Origin of the sequence: Streptomyces solincola (assembly GCF_002982015.1) — a bacterium.
Taxonomy (GTDB): Bacteria; Actinomycetota; Actinomycetes; order Streptomycetales; family Streptomycetaceae; genus Streptomyces; species Streptomyces solincola.
In genome coordinates, this window is record NZ_PVLV01000317.1 from 1 (window position 1) to 17,077 (window position 17,077).

The 17,077-nt window shown below is 74.1% G+C and carries 14 protein-coding genes and 1 pseudogene; 11 read left to right on the top strand and 4 right to left on the bottom strand.

What is annotated here, in order from left to right; translation table 11 throughout:
- Positions 1-113: 113 nt before the first annotated feature.
- Together C6N75_RS20210 and C6N75_RS20215 are read right to left on the bottom strand one after the other, a co-directional pair.
- A complete protein-coding gene (locus C6N75_RS20210; protein ID WP_105870325.1) occupies positions 114-368 on the bottom strand; it encodes a MoaD/ThiS family protein in 255 nt (84 codons plus the stop codon).
- Positions 369-455: 87 nt separating this feature from the next.
- On the bottom strand, positions 456-1,286 hold the full coding sequence (locus C6N75_RS20215; protein WP_105870326.1) for an alpha/beta hydrolase family protein: 831 nt from the start codon (positions 1,284-1,286) through the stop codon (positions 456-458).
- 279 nt (positions 1,287-1,565) lie between these two features.
- On the opposite strand from C6N75_RS20215, the gene C6N75_RS20220 reads away from it, so the two are divergent.
- From C6N75_RS20220 to C6N75_RS20240, 5 genes are all read left to right on the top strand, one after another.
- A complete protein-coding gene (locus tag C6N75_RS20220) occupies positions 1,566-2,351 on the top strand; it encodes a response regulator transcription factor (protein WP_181160549.1) in 786 nt (261 codons plus the stop codon).
- Positions 2,352-2,386: 35 nt separating this feature from the next.
- Positions 2,387-3,415, top strand: a complete 1,029-nt coding sequence (locus tag C6N75_RS20225) for a LacI family DNA-binding transcriptional regulator (protein ID WP_105870327.1) — start codon at positions 2,387-2,389, stop codon at positions 3,413-3,415.
- 99 nt (positions 3,416-3,514) lie between these two features.
- Complete coding sequence (locus C6N75_RS20230) at positions 3,515-4,528, top strand: S1C family serine protease (protein ID WP_105870328.1); 1,014 nt, start codon at positions 3,515-3,517, stop codon at positions 4,526-4,528.
- A gap of 73 nt (positions 4,529-4,601) precedes the next feature.
- Positions 4,602-5,318, top strand: coding sequence for a response regulator transcription factor (locus C6N75_RS20235; RefSeq protein WP_105870329.1), 717 nt, complete (start codon positions 4,602-4,604; stop codon positions 5,316-5,318).
- Between the two features lie 28 nt (positions 5,319-5,346).
- Positions 5,347-6,753, top strand: a complete 1,407-nt coding sequence (locus C6N75_RS20240) for a sensor histidine kinase (protein ID WP_105870330.1) — start codon at positions 5,347-5,349, stop codon at positions 6,751-6,753.
- A 6-nt stretch (positions 6,754-6,759) separates the two neighbouring features.
- Here C6N75_RS20240 and C6N75_RS20245 read toward each other — a convergent pair whose 3' ends face one another.
- On the bottom strand, positions 6,760-7,710 hold the full coding sequence (locus C6N75_RS20245) for a phosphatidylinositol-specific phospholipase C (RefSeq protein WP_105870331.1): 951 nt from the start codon (positions 7,708-7,710) through the stop codon (positions 6,760-6,762).
- A gap of 271 nt (positions 7,711-7,981) precedes the next feature.
- The gene (locus C6N75_RS20250; protein WP_105870332.1) at positions 7,982-9,799 is read right to left on the bottom strand and encodes a bifunctional metallophosphatase/5'-nucleotidase; all 1,818 of its coding nucleotides are present in this window, start codon (positions 9,797-9,799) and stop codon (positions 7,982-7,984) included.
- Positions 9,800-10,090: 291 nt separating this feature from the next.
- On the opposite strand from C6N75_RS20250, the gene mshD reads away from it, so the two are divergent.
- The 6 genes and pseudogenes from mshD to pstS all read left to right on the top strand — a co-directional run bounded on the left by mshD (position 10,091) and on the right by pstS (position 16,937).
- Entirely contained in the window at positions 10,091-11,029 is a 939-nt protein-coding gene (gene mshD, locus C6N75_RS20255; RefSeq protein ID WP_105870333.1) for a mycothiol synthase, read from the top strand.
- Positions 11,030-11,185: 156 nt separating this feature from the next.
- Positions 11,186-11,344 (top strand): annotated as a pseudogene (locus tag C6N75_RS20260) (ABC transporter permease); the annotation flags it as partial.
- A gap of 278 nt (positions 11,345-11,622) precedes the next feature.
- Positions 11,623-13,857 carry an RNA degradosome polyphosphate kinase gene (locus C6N75_RS20265; protein WP_105870334.1) on the top strand — a complete coding sequence of 745 codons (2,235 nt, stop codon included), beginning with the start codon at positions 11,623-11,625 and terminating at the stop codon, positions 13,855-13,857.
- Positions 13,858-14,113: 256 nt separating this feature from the next.
- A complete protein-coding gene (locus C6N75_RS20270) occupies positions 14,114-15,055 on the top strand; it encodes a CHAD domain-containing protein (protein ID WP_407703250.1) in 942 nt (313 codons plus the stop codon).
- Entirely contained in the window at positions 15,052-15,486 is a 435-nt protein-coding gene (locus tag C6N75_RS20275) for an NUDIX hydrolase (RefSeq protein ID WP_105870336.1), read from the top strand. The genes C6N75_RS20270 and C6N75_RS20275 overlap by 4 nt, the downstream gene beginning before the upstream one ends.
- Before the next feature lie 317 nt (positions 15,487-15,803).
- Positions 15,804-16,937: a phosphate ABC transporter substrate-binding protein PstS gene (gene pstS / locus C6N75_RS20280; protein WP_105870337.1), complete on the top strand. Its 1,134-nt coding sequence runs from the start codon at positions 15,804-15,806 to the stop codon at positions 16,935-16,937.
- Positions 16,938-17,077: the final 140 nt, after the last annotated feature.

Genomic DNA, 17,077 nt, shown 5'->3' on the forward strand with positions numbered 1-17,077 from the left:
CGCCGGGGCCGGTCCCGGCGTGCGGATCGGCCCCGGCGTGCGGGTCGGGGGCGGGCTGAGGCCGCCCCGGCTCGTACGGATACTGCTGCTCGCTCGTGTTCATGCTGCGCGGCTCACCCTCCTGCGAACGGCGGGAGCACCTCGACCGTGCCGCCCTCGGCGAGGCGGACCGTCTCATGCCCGCGGGTTCCGACGGGATCGCCGTCGACCAGGAAGGAGCACCGCTGGAGCACCCGCACCAGCTCGCCCGGGTGCTGCTCGCGCACGGCGGCCAGCGCCTCGGCCAGGGTCTCCGCGGCGTACGGCTCCTCGGCGGTGCCGGCTGCGGCCTTGGCCGCGGCCCAGTAGCGGATGGTGCCCGCTGCCATAGCGACGCTCCTTTCGTCGGCATCCATGATGGGCCATGGGTCCGGCAACCCCGCCGCCCCGCCCCGTGACACCCGTCGGACCGGCGGCTACGCCGCCTCCAGCCAGCGCCCCACCCGGTCCAGCAGCCCCTCGTCCGCCGCGTTCTCGGCGTGGCCCATGCCGGGCTCCAACCACAGCTCGGCCGGGCCGGCGGCGGCCAGCATCCGCGGGTGGTCCACCGGGAAGTAGGGGTCGGCGGTGCCGTGCACCACCAGCAGCGGGACCGGCGCGATCAGCGGCACCGCCTCGACCGGGGACAGCGGCACCGGGTCCCAGTCCCGGTCGTGGATGCGGGTGCGCAGCCCGTACCGCCCCACCAGGCGTCCGGCGGGGCGGGTCACCACCCAGTGCAGGCGGCGCATCGGGGCCGTGCCCCGGTAGTACCAGCGCGCCGGGGCGCTGATCGAGGCCACCGCGTCGGTCCGGGCGGACGGGTCGTCCCGGTACAGCGCGGCGTGCCGCAGCACCACCGAGCCGCCCATCGAGAAGCCGGCCGTGACCACCCGCTCGTAGCCGAGGCGGCGGGCCCAGCCGACCGCCGCCGCCAGGTCCAGCACCTCCCGGTCGCCGACCGTGGAGCGGCCCCCGGAGTGCCCGTGGCCGCGGAAGGAGAAGGTGACGACGGCCGCCCGGCGGCGGAGCACCCCGGCGGCCCGGCGCACCGCCGGGCGGTCGGCCGACCCGCTGAAGCCGTGCGCCAGCACGACCGCGGTGCCACCCTGGGACGACGGGTCGGCGGACGCGGCGGGCTCGTGGACGGCCTCGACGGGCACCCCGTCGGATGTCCGCAGGGTGGCGCGCAGAAGGCCGCCGGCGGGACCCCGGGTGATCAGCCGATCATCCACAGCGTGGAACGCCCTCTCCGGCTCGGAACTCATATGAGCTATTGTGCTGCGGAGAGGACTCGGGCGAAGCAGCCCCCGGGTCCTTTTGTGTTTTCCGACCGTTGTTACGGAGGGGTGAACGGAAGCTCTCGGGGCGCGAGGGCCGAGCACCACCCCGTACGAAGCAGTGCAGCGCAACTCCCCCGCGGGAGACAGGCCCGTGGGAGGTGCCCCGGCAAGGGACCGAGGAGGAACCGACGTGATGGGCCGCCGAACCGTGCACGACACCGTTCCCGACGAACAGACGACCGCCCCGCCGGCCGGGGAGGCCCGATGAGTTCCCTACTGCTGCTGACCAACGCCCTCCAGCCGTCCACCGAGGTGCTGCCCGCCCTCGGACTGCTGCTGCACACCGTGCGGGTGGCCCCCGCGGAGGGCCCGGCGCTGGTGGACACCCCCGGCGCGGACGTGATCCTGGTCGACGGCCGGCGCGACCTGCCGCAGGTGCGCTCGCTGTGCCAGTTGCTGCGCTCCACCGGGCCCGGCTGCCCGCTGCTCCTGGTGGTCACCGAGGGCGGCCTGGCCGCCGTGACCGCCGACTGGGGCGTGGACGACGTCCTGTTGGACACCGCGGGGCCGGCCGAGGTCGAGGCGCGGCTGCGGCTGGCCACGGGCCGGCGGCAGGTCGGCGTCGACGACTCCCCGATGGAGATCCGCAACGGCGATCTGTCGGTGGACGAGGCCACCTACAGCGCCAAGCTCAAGGGCCGGGTGCTGGACCTGACCTTCAAGGAGTTCGAGCTGCTCAAGTACCTGGCGCAGCACCCGGGCCGGGTCTTCACCCGCGCCCAGCTGCTCCAGGAGGTGTGGGGCTACGACTACTTCGGCGGGACGCGGACGGTGGACGTCCACGTGCGGCGGCTGCGCGCCAAGCTGGGCCCCGAGCACGAGTCGCTGATCGGCACCGTACGGAACGTGGGCTACCGGTTCGTCGCCCCGGAGAAGGTGGAGCGGGCGGCCGAGGAGGCGCGCGCCAAGGAGGCGAATGCCGCGCAGGGCCCGGGGACGAGGGCGGCGGGGCCGGTGCGGGAGCCGGCCGCACGACCCGCCAAGACCTAGCCTGGGCCCGGTTCTCTCCGCGTAGACTGCCGCGCGTGGCCAAGGTGACGCGGGACGATGTGGCACGACTGGCGGGTACGTCCACCGCGGTCGTCAGCTATGTCATCAACAATGGACCCCGGCCGGTCGCCCCGGCCACGCGCGAGCGTGTACTCGCCGCGATCAAGCAGCTCGGCTACCGGCCGGACCGGGTCGCGCAGGCCATGGCCTCGCGGCGGACCGACCTCATAGGCATGATCGTGCCGGACGCCCGGCAGCCGTTCTTCGCCGAGATGGCGCACGCGGTCGAACGGGCCGCCGCCGACCGCGGCAAGATGGTGCTGGTCGGCAACTCCGACTACCGCGACGAGCGCGAGGTGCACTATCTGCGGGCCTTCCTCGGCATGCGGGTGGCCGGGCTGATCCTGGTCAGCCAGGGCCCCAGCGAGCGGGCCGCGCAGGAGATCGAGGCGTGGGACGCCCGGGTGGTGCTGCTGCACGAGCGCCCGGAGGCCATCGACGACGTCGCCGTGGTCACCGACGACATCGGCGGCGCGCAGTTGGCCGTGCGCCACCTGCTGGAGCACGGCTACCCGTACGTCGCCTGCCTCGGCGGCGTGGAGGAGACCCCGAAGATCGGCGACCCGGTCACCGACCACGCCGAAGGCTGGCGGCGGGCCATGCTGGAGGCCGGCCACTCGGTCGAGGGCCGGCTCTTCCGGGCCCCGTTCAACCGGTACGACGCCTACCAGGAGGCGCTGAGGATCCTGGCCGGCCCGGACCGGCCGCCGGCCATCTTCTGCTCCACCGACGACCAGGCCATCGGCGTGCTGCGGGCCGCCCGCGAACTGCGCCTGGACGTGCCCGGCGACCTGGCGGTGGCCGGTTTCGACGACGTCAAGGAGGCGGCGCTCACCGACCCGCCGCTGACCACCGTCTCCTCCGACCGCCCGGCGATGGCCCGGGCCGCCGTCGACCTGGTGCTGGACGACGGACTGCGGGTGGCCGGCTCCCGCCGCGAGCGGGTCCGCCAGTTCCCCTCCGCCCTGGTGGTCCGCAGATCCTGCGGCTGCGCCGAACGGTGACCCCGCGCCCCTGGCGCTTATTCGGGACATACGGCAATCTGCCGGGACTTTCAGGGTGGTCTCAGACAGCTCTCATCTACGGCCGCGACGGTCGTAGCCATGACGGACCACTACCGCAGCAGCGACGACGGCAGCCCGCACGCGTACCCGTACTACCCGCCCCGCCCGGCGTACCCCCCGGCCGCGCCCGCTCCCTCGGCCGCCCACGCGCGCCGGCGGGTCGGACGCCCCGCGGCGCTGCTCGCCGCCGTGGCGATCGCCGCGGCCGCGGTCGGCGGCGGCACGGCCACCCTGGTGCAGCAGCTCGGCCGGAGCGACGCGGCCGGCGGCGGCGCCGGGGTCAGCGGCACCAACGTCTCCCAGTCCAGCAAGGGCACCGTCGCCGGGGTGGCCCAGGCGGTGTCGCCGAGCATCGTGGAGATCAGCGCGGGCTCCGGCTCCGGCCAGGCCACCGGCTCCGGGGTGGTCATCACCTCGGACGGCGAGATCGTCACCAACAACCACGTGATCTCCGGCGCCTCGGAGATCAAGGTCCGGCTCAGCGACGGCAAGACCCGCACCGCCGAGGTGCTGGGCGCCGACGCCGACAAGGACCTGGCACTGATCAAGCTGCGCGGCGCCTCCGGGCTGAAGCCGGCCGCGCTCGGCGAATCCGGCCAGGTGAAGGTCGGCGACCAGGTGGTGGCCATCGGCTCCCCAGAGGGCCTGACCGGCACGGTGACCAGCGGCATCGTCTCCGCGCTCGACCGCGATGTGACGGTCGCCAAGACCGACGACGGGGCCGCTTCCGGGTCCGGGCAGCAGGGCCAGGGGCAGGACGGGCAGGGCTGGCCGTTCGAGTTCGGCGGGCAGCGGTTCAACGGCGACACCGGCTCGTCCAAGACGACGTACAAGGCCATCCAGACCGACGCCTCGCTCAACCCGGGCAACTCCGGCGGCGCGCTGATCGACATGAACGGCCGGATCATCGGCATCAACTCGGCCATGTACGCGCCGAGCGGAGCGGACGGCTCCGGCTCCGGCGGCGGCTCCGGCAGCGTAGGCCTCGGCTTCGCCATCCCGGTCGACACCCTCAAGGCCGACCTCGACCACCTCCGCGACGGCGGAGCGTGAAGCAGCACACCGGGAGCGCGGCCCGGCGCCGTCCCACCCGGGCGTTGTCCGACCGGCGTGCGACGCTGAGTCCATGAACACCACCGGGGAGCGCATCCTGATCGTCGACGACGAGCCCGCCGTCCGCGAGGCGCTCCAGCGCAGCCTGGCCTTCGAGGGGTACGGCACGGAGGTCGCCGTCGACGGGGCCGACGCGCTGGCCAGGATCGCCGACTACCGACCGGACCTGGTGGTGCTCGACATCCAGATGCCCGGCATGGACGGGCTGACCGCGGCCCGCCGGGTGCGCGCCACCGGATCGACGCTGCCGATCCTCATGCTCACCGCCCGGGACACCGTCGGCGACCGGGTCACCGGACTCGACGCCGGCGCGGACGACTACCTGGTCAAGCCCTTCGAGCTGGACGAGCTGTTGGCCCGCATCCGGGCGCTGCTGCGGCGCAGCGCGTACGCGGCGGGCGGCGACGCCCCCGCGGGGAGCGCCGGCGTGCTGTCCTTCGCCGACCTGCGGATGGACCCGGCCACCCGCGAGGTGACCCGCGGCGGCCGGCCGGTCGAGCTGACCCGCACCGAGTTCACCCTGCTGGAGATGTTCCTGGCCCACCCCCGCCAGGTGCTGACCCGCGAGCAGATCCTCAAGGCGGTCTGGGGCTTCGACTTCGAGCCCAGCTCCAACTCCCTGGACGTGTACGTGATGTACCTGCGCCGCAAGACCGAGGCGGGCGGCGAGCCGCGGCTGGTCCACACCGTGCGCGGCGTCGGCTACGTGCTGCGCGGAGGCCCGGAGTGAGCCCCGCCGCCGGCCAGGAGGCGTACGGGTGACCGGGCCCGTGGCGCGCTTCCGCGCCCTCCCGCTGCGATCCCGCCTGGCGCTGCTGACCGCCGTGGCGGTGGCCGTGGCGGTGGCCGCCGTCTCGGTGACCTGCTGGCTGCTGACCCGGGCGCAGCTCCGCGACGAGCTGGACAACTCCCTGGAGAACCTCTCCGTGCCGCTGGCCGGGCAGCGCGAGGCGGCGCTGAACTGCCGGCGCGCCGACCAGCCGGCCCCGCCCGACGCGGGCCCCACCTACGTCGACTGGCAGCTCGTCGAGCCGGACGGCGGCCGGTGCGTGGGCGCGGGCTCGGCCGCGGTCACCGTCCAGCGGGACGACGTGCTGGTGGCCCAGGGCGGATCGCGCAGCGCCCTGCACGACGGCCGCACCGACGGCGGCCGGACCGTGCGGGTCTACACCCAGCGCGACCCCGGCACCGGCTACACCGTGTCCATGTCCCGCCCGCTGGACGAGATCGACGGCGCGCTCAACCGGCTCGCCCTCGTCCTGACCGGGCTCGCCGGGCTCGGCGTCCTCGGCGCGGGCGCGGCCGGGCTGTGGGTGGCGCGCACCGGGCTGAAGCCGGTGGACCGCCTGACCGGCGCCGTCGAGCACGTGGCCAGGACCGAGGACCTCACCGTCCGCATCCCGGTGGACGGGGAGGACGAGATCGCCCGCCTGTCCCGCTCCTTCAACGCGATGACCGCCGCGCTGGCCTCCTCCCGGGACCGGCAGGCGCAGCTCATCGCCGACGCCGGCCATGAGCTGCGCACCCCGCTCACCTCTCTGCGCACCAACATCGAGCTGCTGGTCCGCAGCGAGGACACCGGCCGCCCGCTGCCGCCCGCCGACCGCCGCGACCTCCTCGCCTCCGTCAAGGCCCAGATGACCGAGCTGGCGTCGCTCATCGGCGACCTCCAGGAGCTGTCCCGCCCCGACGCGGTCGGCCAGGGCCGCCTCGAAGTGGTGCCCCTGCACGAGATCCTGGCCACCGCGCTGGACCGCGTCCGGCTGCGCGCCGGCCCGGACCTCGCCCTCACCGCCGACCGCCTCGACCCCTGGTACGTCCGCGCCGAACCGGCCGCCCTGGAGCGTGCCCTGGTCAACGTCCTGGACAACGCCGTGAAGTTCTCCCCGCCCGACGGCGCCGTCGAGGTCGCCCTCCTCCACGGCGAGCTGACCGTGCGCGACCACGGCCCCGGCATCCCGCCCGACGAGCTGCCGCACGTCTTCGAGCGCTTCTGGCGCTCCCCCTCCGCCCGCAGCCTGCCCGGCTCGGGCCTCGGCCTGTCCATCGTGGCCCGCACCGTCCAGCAGTCCGGCGGCGCCGTCCGCCTCTCGCCCGCCTCCGGCGGCGGCACCCGCGCCGTCATCACCCTGCCCGGCGCGCCCGTGCCGCCCCCGGAGCTGTGACGGCCCTCAGTTGTGCCGGATCAGCGAGTCCACCAGTCCCGCCCTGGTGTCGGGGAAGTCCATCGGCACGATGCCGAGGCCCCGCAGGTCCCGCCCGCCGGCGGAGTCCAGGAAGGAGTGGACCCTGGGGTTGAGCCGGTCGGAGTTCCACCGGGGCGGCAGCAGGGCGGCCGTGGAGACGTAGTTGACGTACAGCTTCCCGGGCTGGGCGGCGGCCTTGCGGAAGTGCGCCTCGATCTTCGGGTACTTGGCGAACGGCTCGGCCATGTAGTCGTCCTGGACGTCGAACAGCGCCCCGTCGCCGTAGCGCACCCCCGGCAGTCCGCCGTTGTCGGCGAGCAGCACCACCTTGCCGCGCGCCTCCCCGAGCGGCGGCAGCCCGTCTCCGATGCGGAACAGCGGCCGCCAGCCCTTGGCGTCCAGGTAGCGGTCGAAGACCTGGCGGAAGACGGCGTCGCTCTCCTCCGAGTACTCCTGCTTGACCCGCATGAGCACGGTCTCGCCGGGGTGGGCGGCGAGGAAGTCGCGGCAGGCGATGAGCACGTCGCCGAACATCTGGTTCTGGTAGTACGCCCCGTGGTGGATGGCGAAGGAGTCGCCGGTCACCCGGCAGCGGATGTCCAGGAACCGGATGCCGGACGCCAGTTGCTGCCCGACGGTCGTGTTCTGGCAGGCCACCCAGAGTCCGCCGGCCGGGGCGGCGGAGTTGTGGGTGCCGGGGATGGTGAGGCGGTGCAGCGGTACGTCGCCGGGCAGCGCTCCCATCCAGTCGGCGGCGCCCGCCCTGGTGCGGGCGGCGGCCGGGGCGGCGCCCAGCAGCGCGGTGGCGGAGAGTGCGGCGGCGCCCGCCAGGAAGCGGCGCCGGGTGGGGCCGTGCGGCGGCGGTGCGGCGTGCTCCGGCAGCCGCGGTCTTTGGGGTGCGTCGTCCGGCGTGGCCGTGCCCAGGCGTGGAGTCATGGGCGGAGTATGGCGTGAGCATGGCAGAAGCGGGAGGGTGAAAGACGCCAGGGTGGAGAACGCCGGCGCGGGTGGCGCCGGGGCGGAAGGCACCGGGCGGACGACGCCGGAACGGACGGCGCCGGGGTAGGAGGCACCGGGGCGGAAGGCACCGGAACGGACGGCACCAGGCGGAAGGCACCGGGGTCTGAAGCGCCGACGGGCGGCGCATCCGATCGATGCGCCGCCCGTCGTGCCGCCCGTCCGGGCGGTCAGTCGTGCTCGGGTGCCGTCACTGGACGACGGTGATGCGGTCCGCCGCCGGAGGGGCGATCGGCTTCGCGGCCGTGGAGTTGGCGGCCAGGTAGGCGTTGAACACGTCCAGGTCGGAGGGGCCGACCAGCTTGTTCTTGCCCTGGGCGAGGGCGGGGAAGCCGTCGCCGCCGCCGGCCAGGAACTCGTTCATGGCGACCCGGTAGGTCTTCGCCGGGTCGAGCGGCTGGCCGTCCAGCTTGACCGAGTCGGTCACGATCCGGGCCGCCCCCGCCTTGGTGGTGTCCAGCGTGTAGGTCAGGCCCTTCGACACCTGAAGGATCTTCGGGGAAGCCTCGTTGGCGCCGCTGACCTGCTGCTGGAGGGCGGAGAGGAGCTGGGCGCCGGTCAGGTCGACCACGTTCATCATGTTGGTGAACGGCTGCACGGTGAACGCCTCGCCGTAGGTGACGACGCCGTCGCCCTCACCGGATGCCGACGCGTGGACCAGGTCGGCTCGGATGCCGCCCGGGTTCATCAGCGCGAGCTGGGCGCCGCCCTTGTCGGCCGGGGCCAGGCCCGCGAGCTGGGCGTCGGCGATCAGATCGCCGAGCGGCTTCTCGTACGCCGTGGAGCCTCGCCCGTTGATGTCGGCCGAGATGTAGCCCTGCGGCTTGCTCGCGATCGGCGCGGCCAGCGCGTTCCATCGCTGGATCAGCGAGGTCATGTCGGCGGCCTTGGGCACGTCGCGGGTGACGACGCGGTTGGCCGAGTCGACCGAGGTGCGGACAATGTCCCGGGTGCGGCGGTCGTAGGTCAGCGTGGTGTCGGTGTAGAGCTTGCCGAAGGAGGAGGCCGAGGTGACCATGCGCGGCTTGCCGGCCGGGTCCGGGATGGTGCACACGTACGCCTGGTGGGTGTGGCCGGTGACCAGCGCGTCCACCTGCGGCGACACCTTCTTGGCGATGTCGGTGATCGGACCGGAGATCCCGTCGCCCGCGCCGGGGCTGTCGCAGTCGTAGTCCACCGACTGCGAGGCCGGCGCGCCGCCCTCGTGCACCAGGGCGACGATGGACTTGACGCCCTTGCGCTCCAGCACCTTGGCGTACTTGTTGATGGTCTCGACCTCGTCGCCGAACTTCAGGCCCTTGACGCCCTCGGCGGTGACGATGTTCGGGGTGCCCTCCAGGGTCACGCCGATGAAGCCGATCTTGACGCCGCGCCGCTCCCACACGAAGTACGGGTCGAGGATGGGCTTGCCGGTCTTCTCGCTGGTCACGTTGGCGGCGAGGTAGGGGAAGTCGGCGCCCTTGAAGCGCTTGCCCTTCTCGTAGCAGCCGCCGGTCGGGTGGCAGCCGCCGTTCTGGATGCGGGCCAGCTCCTTGGCGCCCTCGTCGAACTCGTGGTTGCCCACCGAGGTGACGTCCAGCTTCAGCTTGTTGAGCGCCTCGACGGTCGGCTCGTCGTGGAAGAGCCCGGACATCAGCGGGGAGGCGCCGATCAGGTCGCCGGCCGCGGCGGTCACCCAGTACGGGTTGCCCTTGCGGGCGGTGCGCAGATGGGTGGCGAGGTACTCGACGCCGCCCGCGTCCACCTTCTCGGCGGTGCCGTCCGGCTTGGTGCGGGTGACCTGGCCGGAGGAGCCGGCCGGCGGTTCCAGGTTGCCGTGGAGGTCGTTGAAGGAGAGGAGCTGCACGTCGACGGTGCGGCCGTGCCCGTGCCCGTGTCCCTTGCCGTGGCGGTCGCCGCTGTGCGCGCCGGCCGGCATGGCGGCGACCAGCGCGCCGACGGTGGCGAGGCCCGCCGCGCCGGCGAGTATCCGCCGCGCCGCGCGGTTCTTCTTCGGTGTCCCTGACATCTGTCCCCTCGGTGGTTCAGCGGGCGGCCCGGGCCAGTCCGGCGAGACGTCCGGCGGCCGGCCGCCAACAGGCGGTCCCCGCACGGCGATCCGCCGCGCGGGGGCGCGGCGGGAAGTGCGGTCCAGCGCGCAGCCTAGAGTCAACGCGCGTAGCGCAACAGGGGTGCGCGGGTTACGAGCTGGTTGCCTTCCGCCGTACGGCGGAGCCGGGGGCCGGGCCCGGCCCCCGGAAACGGCGGTCGCTCGTCCGTACGGCGCGGTGGCGCGGACCGGTCGCCGTAGGCTCGACTCATGACGACTGACGCCTCCGCGCCGGCACTCGAACCCGGCCGCCGTATCGACACCCTGGACTCACTCGGCGAGGAGCAGGCAGCCGGTGTGCTGGACCTGCTGGCCGACGCGGCCGCCGCGGACGGCATGCAGGCCGTCTCCGAGCAGGGCCGGCTCCAGTTGCGCGGCGGGCGCCGGGAGGGCGTCTCCCATCTGCTGCTGAGCGTGCACGGCGAACTGGCCGGCTACGCGCAACTGGAGGACACCGACCCGGTGGAGGCGCCGGCCGCCGAGCTGGTGGTGCACCCCCGCTTCCGGGGCCGGGGCCACGGGCGGGCGCTCGGCTCGGCGCTGCTGGCGGCCTCGGGCAAGCGGCTGCGGGTGTGGGCGCACGGCGGGAAGCCGGCCGCCCGGCACCTGGCCCAGGTCCTCGGGCTCACCCTGTTCCGCGAACTGCGCCAGATGCGGCGGCCGCTGGTCGGCGGCCCCGAGCTGCCGGAGCCGGCGCTGCCGCCGGGCACCGTGTTCCGCACCTTCGTACCGGGCGAGGACGACGCGGCGTGGCTGGCCGTCAACGCGGCCGCGTTCGCCCACCACCCCGAGCAGGGCTCGCTGGCCCAGCGGGACCTGGACGACCGCAAGGCCGAGCCCTGGTTCGACCCGAAGGGCTTCTTCCTGGCGGTCCGGGAGGCGGACGGCTCGATCGCCGGCTTCCACTGGACGAAGGTGCACGCCGAGGAGCAGCTCGGCGAGGTGTACGTGGTGGGGGTGGCGCCGGACGCGCAGGGCGGCGGCCTGGGCAAGGCCCTGACCTCGGTGGGCCTGCGCCACCTCGCGGCCGAGGGGCTGCCGACGGCGATGCTCTATGTGGACGCGGACAACACGGCGGCGGTCCGGGTGTACGAGGGGATGGGGTTCACCACGCACGAGGTGGACCTGATGTACCGCTCGGAGACCTGAGCCCGCGGGACGCGGTGGTGGACCGGCGACGTACGCCATCAGCGGTCTGCTGCCCGTGGCGCCGGCCGTGACGGGCCTGGCGGTGGGCGCGCTCGTCGGGCTGCTGGTCCGCCGCACCGTGCGGCGACGGCGGTGGCCCTGCTCACGGTCGGCGACGCCTGCATGCGGGCCCGGGGCGGCGTCACGCACTTCGTGGACTGCCACCCGGAGAGCCACTTCTGGCCGCTCCGGCTCGTCGAGACCGGCATCCTGCTCGCCCTCGCCGCGCTCGCCGTCGCCGTCGCCTTCCGGGTGCTGCGCCGGCTGCACGGCTGACCCCGCCGGGCCCGGGCCCCGGGCCGGTGACCGCCACGGGGGTGCGGCCACCGGCCCGGGGCCTGCGCTCCGTACCGGCTCCCCTCGATCCGTACGGCTCCGCGCACCGCACCCAGGCGTCATGTCGTCGTCACCGGCCATTCAGACGCCCATGCGAGCGTCGGCGCATGCGCAAGCCCGCCGCATCCGAGCTCCCCGCGGGGAGGGAGCTCGACGAGGCGCCCTCCGACGCGTCCTCCGACGCGCTTGACCGGCCCCCGGCGCGGAAGAATGGTTCCATGAGCCAGCAGCCCGCCGATGTCCAGGTCCCGGCCCCGTCCGCCACCGCACAGCCCTCCGTCGGGGCGCTCGCCGCGCACCGGCCGCACACCGTCGCCGGCGCCGCCGCGCCGGGCCTCGCCCCGGACCTGGACGCCGACCTCGACACCTACGACGACAGCTCCGGTGACGAGCTGCCGCAGGGCCGTTTCCTGGACCGCGAGCGGAGCTGGCTGGCGTTCAACGAGCGGGTGCTGGAGCTGGCCGAGGACCCGGCGACCCCACTCCTCGAACGGGCGAACTTCCTGGCGATCTTCGCGTCCAACCTGGACGAGTTCTTCATGGTGCGGGTCGCCGGACTGAAGCGCCGGATCGCCACCGGGGTGGCCACCCGGTCCGCCTCCGGGCTCCAGCCGCGCGAGGTGCTGGAGCTGATCTGGACCCGTTCGCGCGAGCTCATGGCCCGGCACGCCGCCTGCTTCCAGCAGGACGTGGCCCCGGCGCTGGCCGACGAGGGCGTCCACCTGATCCGCTGGCCGGAGCTGACCGAGAAGGAGCAGGCGCGGCTCTTCACGCTCTTCCGGCAGCAGATCTTCCCGGTGCTGACGCCGCTCGCCGTCGACCCGGCGCACCCCTTCCCGTACATCTCCGGCCTCTCCCTCAACCTGGCCGTGGTCGTGCGCAACCCGGTCAGCGGCCACCGGCACTTCGCGCGGGTCAAGGTGCCGCCGCTGCTCTCCCGCTTCCTGGAGGCCTCCCCGCAGCGGTACGTCCCCCTGGAGGACGTCATCGCCGCGCACCTGGAGGAGCTGTTCCCGGGCATGGAGGTGCTGGCGCACCACATGTTCCGGGTGACGCGCAACGAGGACCTGGAGGTGGAGGAGGACGACGCGGAGAACCTCCTCCAGGCGCTGGAGAAGGAGCTGATGCGCCGCCGCTTCGGACCGCCGGTGCGCCTGGAGGTCGAGGAGTCCATCGACCCGTACGTGCTGGACCTGCTGGTCCGCGAGCTGAAGGTGTCCGACTCCGAGGTCTACCCGCTGCCCGGCCCGCTGGACCTGACCGGCCTGTTCGGCATCGCGGCCCTGGACCGCCCGGAGCTGAAGTACAAGAAGTTCGTCGCCGGGACGCACCGCGACCTGGCGGAGTTCGAGTCGGCGTCCGCGCCGGACATCTTCGCCGCGCTGCGCGAGCGGGACGTGCTGCTGCACCACCCCTACGACTCCTTCTCCACCTCCGTGCAGGCGTTCCTGGAGCAGGCCGCCGCCGACCCCGACGTGCTGGCGATCAAGCAGACGCTGTACCGCACCTCCGGCGACTCGCCGATAGTGGACGCCCTCATCGACGCCGCCGAGTCCGGCAAGCAGGTCCTCGTCCTCGTCGAGATCAAGGCCCGCTTCGACGAGCAGGCCAACATCAAGTGGGCGCGCAAGCTGGAGGAGTCCGGCTGCCACGTCGTCTACGGACTGGTGGGCCTGAAGACGCACTGCAAGCTGTCCCTGGTGGTCCGCCAGGAGGGCGAGGTACTGCGCCGCTACTCGCACGTCGGCACCGGCAACTACCACCCCAAGACCGCCCGGCTGTACGAGGACCTGGGCCTGCTCACCGCCGACCCGCAGGTCGGGGCGGACCTCTCCGACCTGTTCAACCGGCTGTCCGGCTACTCCCGCCGGGAGACCTACCGCCGGCTCCTCGTCGCCCCGAAGTCGCTGCGGGACGGGCTGGTCTCCCGGATCGACAAGGAGGTCGTCCATCACCGGGCCGGCCGCCCCGCGTACGTCCGGATCAAGGTCAACTCGATGGTGGACGAGGCGGTCATCGACGCCTGCTACCGCGCCTCGCAGGCCGGGGTGCCGGTGGACGTGTGGGTGCGCGGGATCTGCGCGGTACGGCCGGGGGTGGCGGGCCTGTCGGAGAACATCCGGGTGCGCTCGATCCTGGGCCGCTTCCTGGAGCACTCGCGGATCTTCTCCTTCGGCAACGGCGGCGAGCCCGAGGTGTGGCTGGGCAGCGCCGACATGATGCACCGCAACCTCGACCGGCGGATCGAGGCGCTGGTACGGGTCTCCGACCCGGCGCACCGCGCCTCGCTCACCCGGCTGTTCGACGCCGGCATGGCCGACACCACCGCCTCCTGGCACCTCGGCCCGGACGGCGACTGGACCCGGCACGCCATCGACGCCGAGGGCCAGCCGCTCAGGCACGTGCAGGAGATGCTGATCGACGCGCGGAGGCGCCGACGTGCCACACCCTGACCGCCCCGCCTCCCCTCCGGGCCCGGCCGGCACCCGGACCGTGCCGGACCCGCCCGGCGCACCGACCCCGGCCGGTATGCCGACTTCGACCGGCACGCCGACTCCGGCCGGCACGCCGACTTCGACCGGCACGGTCCCGGCCGCCACCGCCGCACCGCAGAACGGCCCGGACCCGGCACGCGCTCCGGACGTGCCCGCCGCCCCGTCGCCGGGACCGGCTCCGGACGTGCCCGCCGCCCCCTCGCCGGGACCGGCCCTGAACGTGCCCGCCGCCCCCTCGCCAGGACCCGCCGCGGACGTGCTCGCGCGGTATCTGCACGCCCGTGCCGGGGACTTCCTGCGGGCCCTGCGCCGGCACCGCGAGCGCGGCGCGGACACCGCGGGCGCGGAGGAGGCCGCGCGGGCGCTGCGCTCGGCCGCCGCCCGGATCGGCGGCACCCTGCACACCTTCCGCCCGCTGCTCGACCCGGCCTGGGCGGACCAGCTCCGCACCGAACTGGCCTGGTTCTCCGGCATCCTGGGCCAGGAGCACGCCTGCACCGCGCAACTGGTGCGGCTCGTTGACGCGTTGACCCGGCTCACCGGCGGCGCAGGCGGCACCGCGCTGCCCGGCCCCCGGCAGTCGGCCGGCAGCGGCGGTGGGCGGGAGGCGATGGCGGTCGGCGCGGCCCGGGCCGGCGCGCTGCTGGAGCGCCAGCTCACCCTGGCCCGCACCCGCGCCCACTCCGCCGCGCTCCAGGCGTTCGGCTCCTCCCGGTTCCACGCGGTCGCCGACGCCGTCGCCCTGCTCGTCTCGGAGGCGCCCACCCTCCCGGCCGCCGGACCGCTGGACGGCCCCGCCCGCCGGGCCGAGCGGAAGCTGCTGGACGCGGTCGCCCTGCTGCCCACCGGCCCCGGGGTCGGCGGCGAGCCGCAGGACCTGCCCTGGCACCAGGTGCGGCGGCTGCTGGAGCTGCACCGGTACGCCCGTGAGGTGCGCGGCGAGGAGCCGGTGCTGTACGAGGCGGGGCGCGCGCTGGACCGGCACCGGGACGCCGCCGAGGCCGCCCAGGCCGCCGCCACCGCCGCCCGCACACCCCGCATCGCGCCGGCCACCGCGTACGCGCTCGGGGTGCTCCACGCCGACCAGCGGCACGAGGTCGAGGCCGCCCGGCTGGCGTTCCGCCGGGCCTGGCGGCGTACGGCGGTGGCGATGTGACGACGCCGCAGCCCGTCCCCGGACGCCCGCCCGCGCCGGTGCGGGCGGCCGGCTGCGTGCTGTGGCGGCGGCGGGCCGGGAAGCTGGAGCTGTGCCTGGTCCACCGGCCGAAGTACGACGACTGGACGTGTCCCAAGGGCAAGGCGGAGGAGGGCGAGGAGCCGTACGACACGGCGGTGCGCGAGGTGCTGGAGGAGACCGGCCACCACTGCCGGCCCGGTGTGAGGCTGCCGACGGTCCGGTACACCGCCAAGGGCCACCCCAAGGAGGTCGCCTACTGGGAGGCGGAGGCCACCGGCGGCGCGTTCGCCCCGAACCGGGAGGTCGACGAGCTGGTCTGGCTTCCCCCGGACCGGGCGCTCGCCCGGCTGACCTACCGGCACGACCTGCCCCTGGTGCGCGCACTGCTCACCGCCCTCGCCGGCTCCTGAGGCCGCAGGCCCCCGGCCGGGCACCCGGCCCACAGGCCCCGGCCCCGGCCTCCGCGTCCGCAGGCCCGGCCCGGCTTCCGTATGCGCGGGCCACCGGGCCACCGGGCCACCGGGCCACCGGGCCACCGCACACAACCCCGCACCGCGGATTCCGGCACGGTTCACTCGCCGTTCACTCTCCTCCGTCGGCGGCGTCACCTGATCTGCCTAATTTCGGCCGTACCGGTGGGCGGCCGACGGCCGCGCCCACCCGACACCCCACGCACGCCGCCACACCATCGACGGGAACCGGCGGCTTCTGGAAGGAACACCCGAAAGTGAAGCTTCAGCGCAAGAACGGGCTTCGCGCCGCCGCGCTCGGCGCCCTCGTGGTCTCCGGCGCCCTGGTCCTCACGGCGTGCGGCTCGGACGACAACACCTCTCCCAGCGAGGGCGGTACGAAGACGGCCGCCGCGCCGTCGAACGTCGACTGCGGCGACGCCAAGGGCCAGCTCCTGGCCTCCGGCTCCAGCGCGCAGAAGAACGCCATGGACCTGTGGGTCAAGAGCTACATGCAGGCCTGCCCCGAGGTCCAGGTCAACTACAAGGCGTCCTCCTCCGGCGAGGGCATCGTCGCCTTCAACCAGGGCACCGTCGGCTTCGCCGGCTCCGACTCCGCGCTGAAGCCGGAGGAGGTCGAGGAGTCCAAGAAGACCTGCGCGGGCGGCCAGGGCATCAACCTCCCGATGGTCGGCGGCCCGATCGCCCTCGGCTACAACCTGCCCGGCGTGGACGGCCTGGTGCTGGACGCCCCCACCGTCGCCAAGATCTTCAACGACAAGATCAAGAAGTGGAACGACCCGGCGATCGCCAAGCTCAACCCGGAGGCCAAGCTTCCGAGCACCGCGATCCAGTCCTTCCACCGCTCCGAGGACTCCGGCACCACCCAGAACCTCGGCAAGTACCTCGGCAAGGCCGCCGAGAAGGACTGGACGTACGAGGCCGAGAAGAAGTGGCCCGCCCCCGGCGGCCAGGCCGCCTCCGGCTCGGCCGGCGTGGCCGCACAGGTCAAGCAGGTCGAGGGCGCGATCGGCTACTTCGAGCTGTCCTACGCCAGCTCGCAGGACATCCCCACGGTCAAGATCGACACCGGTGCCTCCGCCCCGGTCGAGGCCACCTCGGAGAACGCCTCCAAGGCCATCGCCGCGGCCAAGGTCAAGGGCACCGGCAAGGACCTCGCCCTGAGCCTGGACTACGCCACCAAGGCGGAGGGCGCCTACCCGATCGTCCTGGTGACCTACGAGGTCGTCTGCGACAAGGGCAACAAGGCCGAGACCCTCGGCGCGGTCAAGTCCTTCCTCGGCTTCACCTCCTCCGAGGAGGGCCAGAAAGTGCTGTCCGAGGCCGGCTACGCGCCGATCCCGGCGGAGATCAACGCCAAGGTCCGCGAGACCGTCAAGGGCCTGTCCTGACCCTCGGTCGGTGCCCGGTCCGGGACCGTCCGATCCCGGACCGGGCACCGACCGACCGACCGGGCCGGTCACGGCGCCCCGCCCCCGCCCCGTTCCGCGGGGCCTGCGGCGCCGTGACCTGGCTCTGAGACACATCTCCG

Excerpts from the sequence above, each read along its gene's own strand:
- C6N75_RS20210 (WP_105870325.1), bottom strand. The coding sequence starts at position 368 with ATGGCAGCGGGCACCATCCGCTACTGGGCCGCGGCCAAGGCCGCAGCC.
- C6N75_RS20215 (WP_105870326.1), bottom strand. The coding sequence starts at position 1,286 with ATGAGTTCCGAGCCGGAGAGGGCGTTCCACGCTGTGGATGATCGGCTG.
- C6N75_RS20220 (WP_181160549.1), top strand. The coding sequence starts at position 1,566 with ATGAGTTCCCTACTGCTGCTGACCAACGCCCTCCAGCCGTCCACCGAG.
- C6N75_RS20230 (WP_105870328.1), top strand. The coding sequence starts at position 3,515 with ATGACGGACCACTACCGCAGCAGCGACGACGGCAGCCCGCACGCGTAC.
- C6N75_RS20235 (WP_105870329.1), top strand. The coding sequence starts at position 4,602 with ATGAACACCACCGGGGAGCGCATCCTGATCGTCGACGACGAGCCCGCC.
- C6N75_RS20245 (WP_105870331.1), bottom strand. The coding sequence starts at position 7,710 with ATGACTCCACGCCTGGGCACGGCCACGCCGGACGACGCACCCCAAAGA.
- C6N75_RS20250 (WP_105870332.1), bottom strand. The coding sequence starts at position 9,799 with ATGTCAGGGACACCGAAGAAGAACCGCGCGGCGCGGCGGATACTCGCC.
- mshD (WP_105870333.1), top strand. The coding sequence starts at position 10,091 with ATGACGACTGACGCCTCCGCGCCGGCACTCGAACCCGGCCGCCGTATC.
- C6N75_RS20265 (WP_105870334.1), top strand. The coding sequence starts at position 11,623 with ATGAGCCAGCAGCCCGCCGATGTCCAGGTCCCGGCCCCGTCCGCCACC.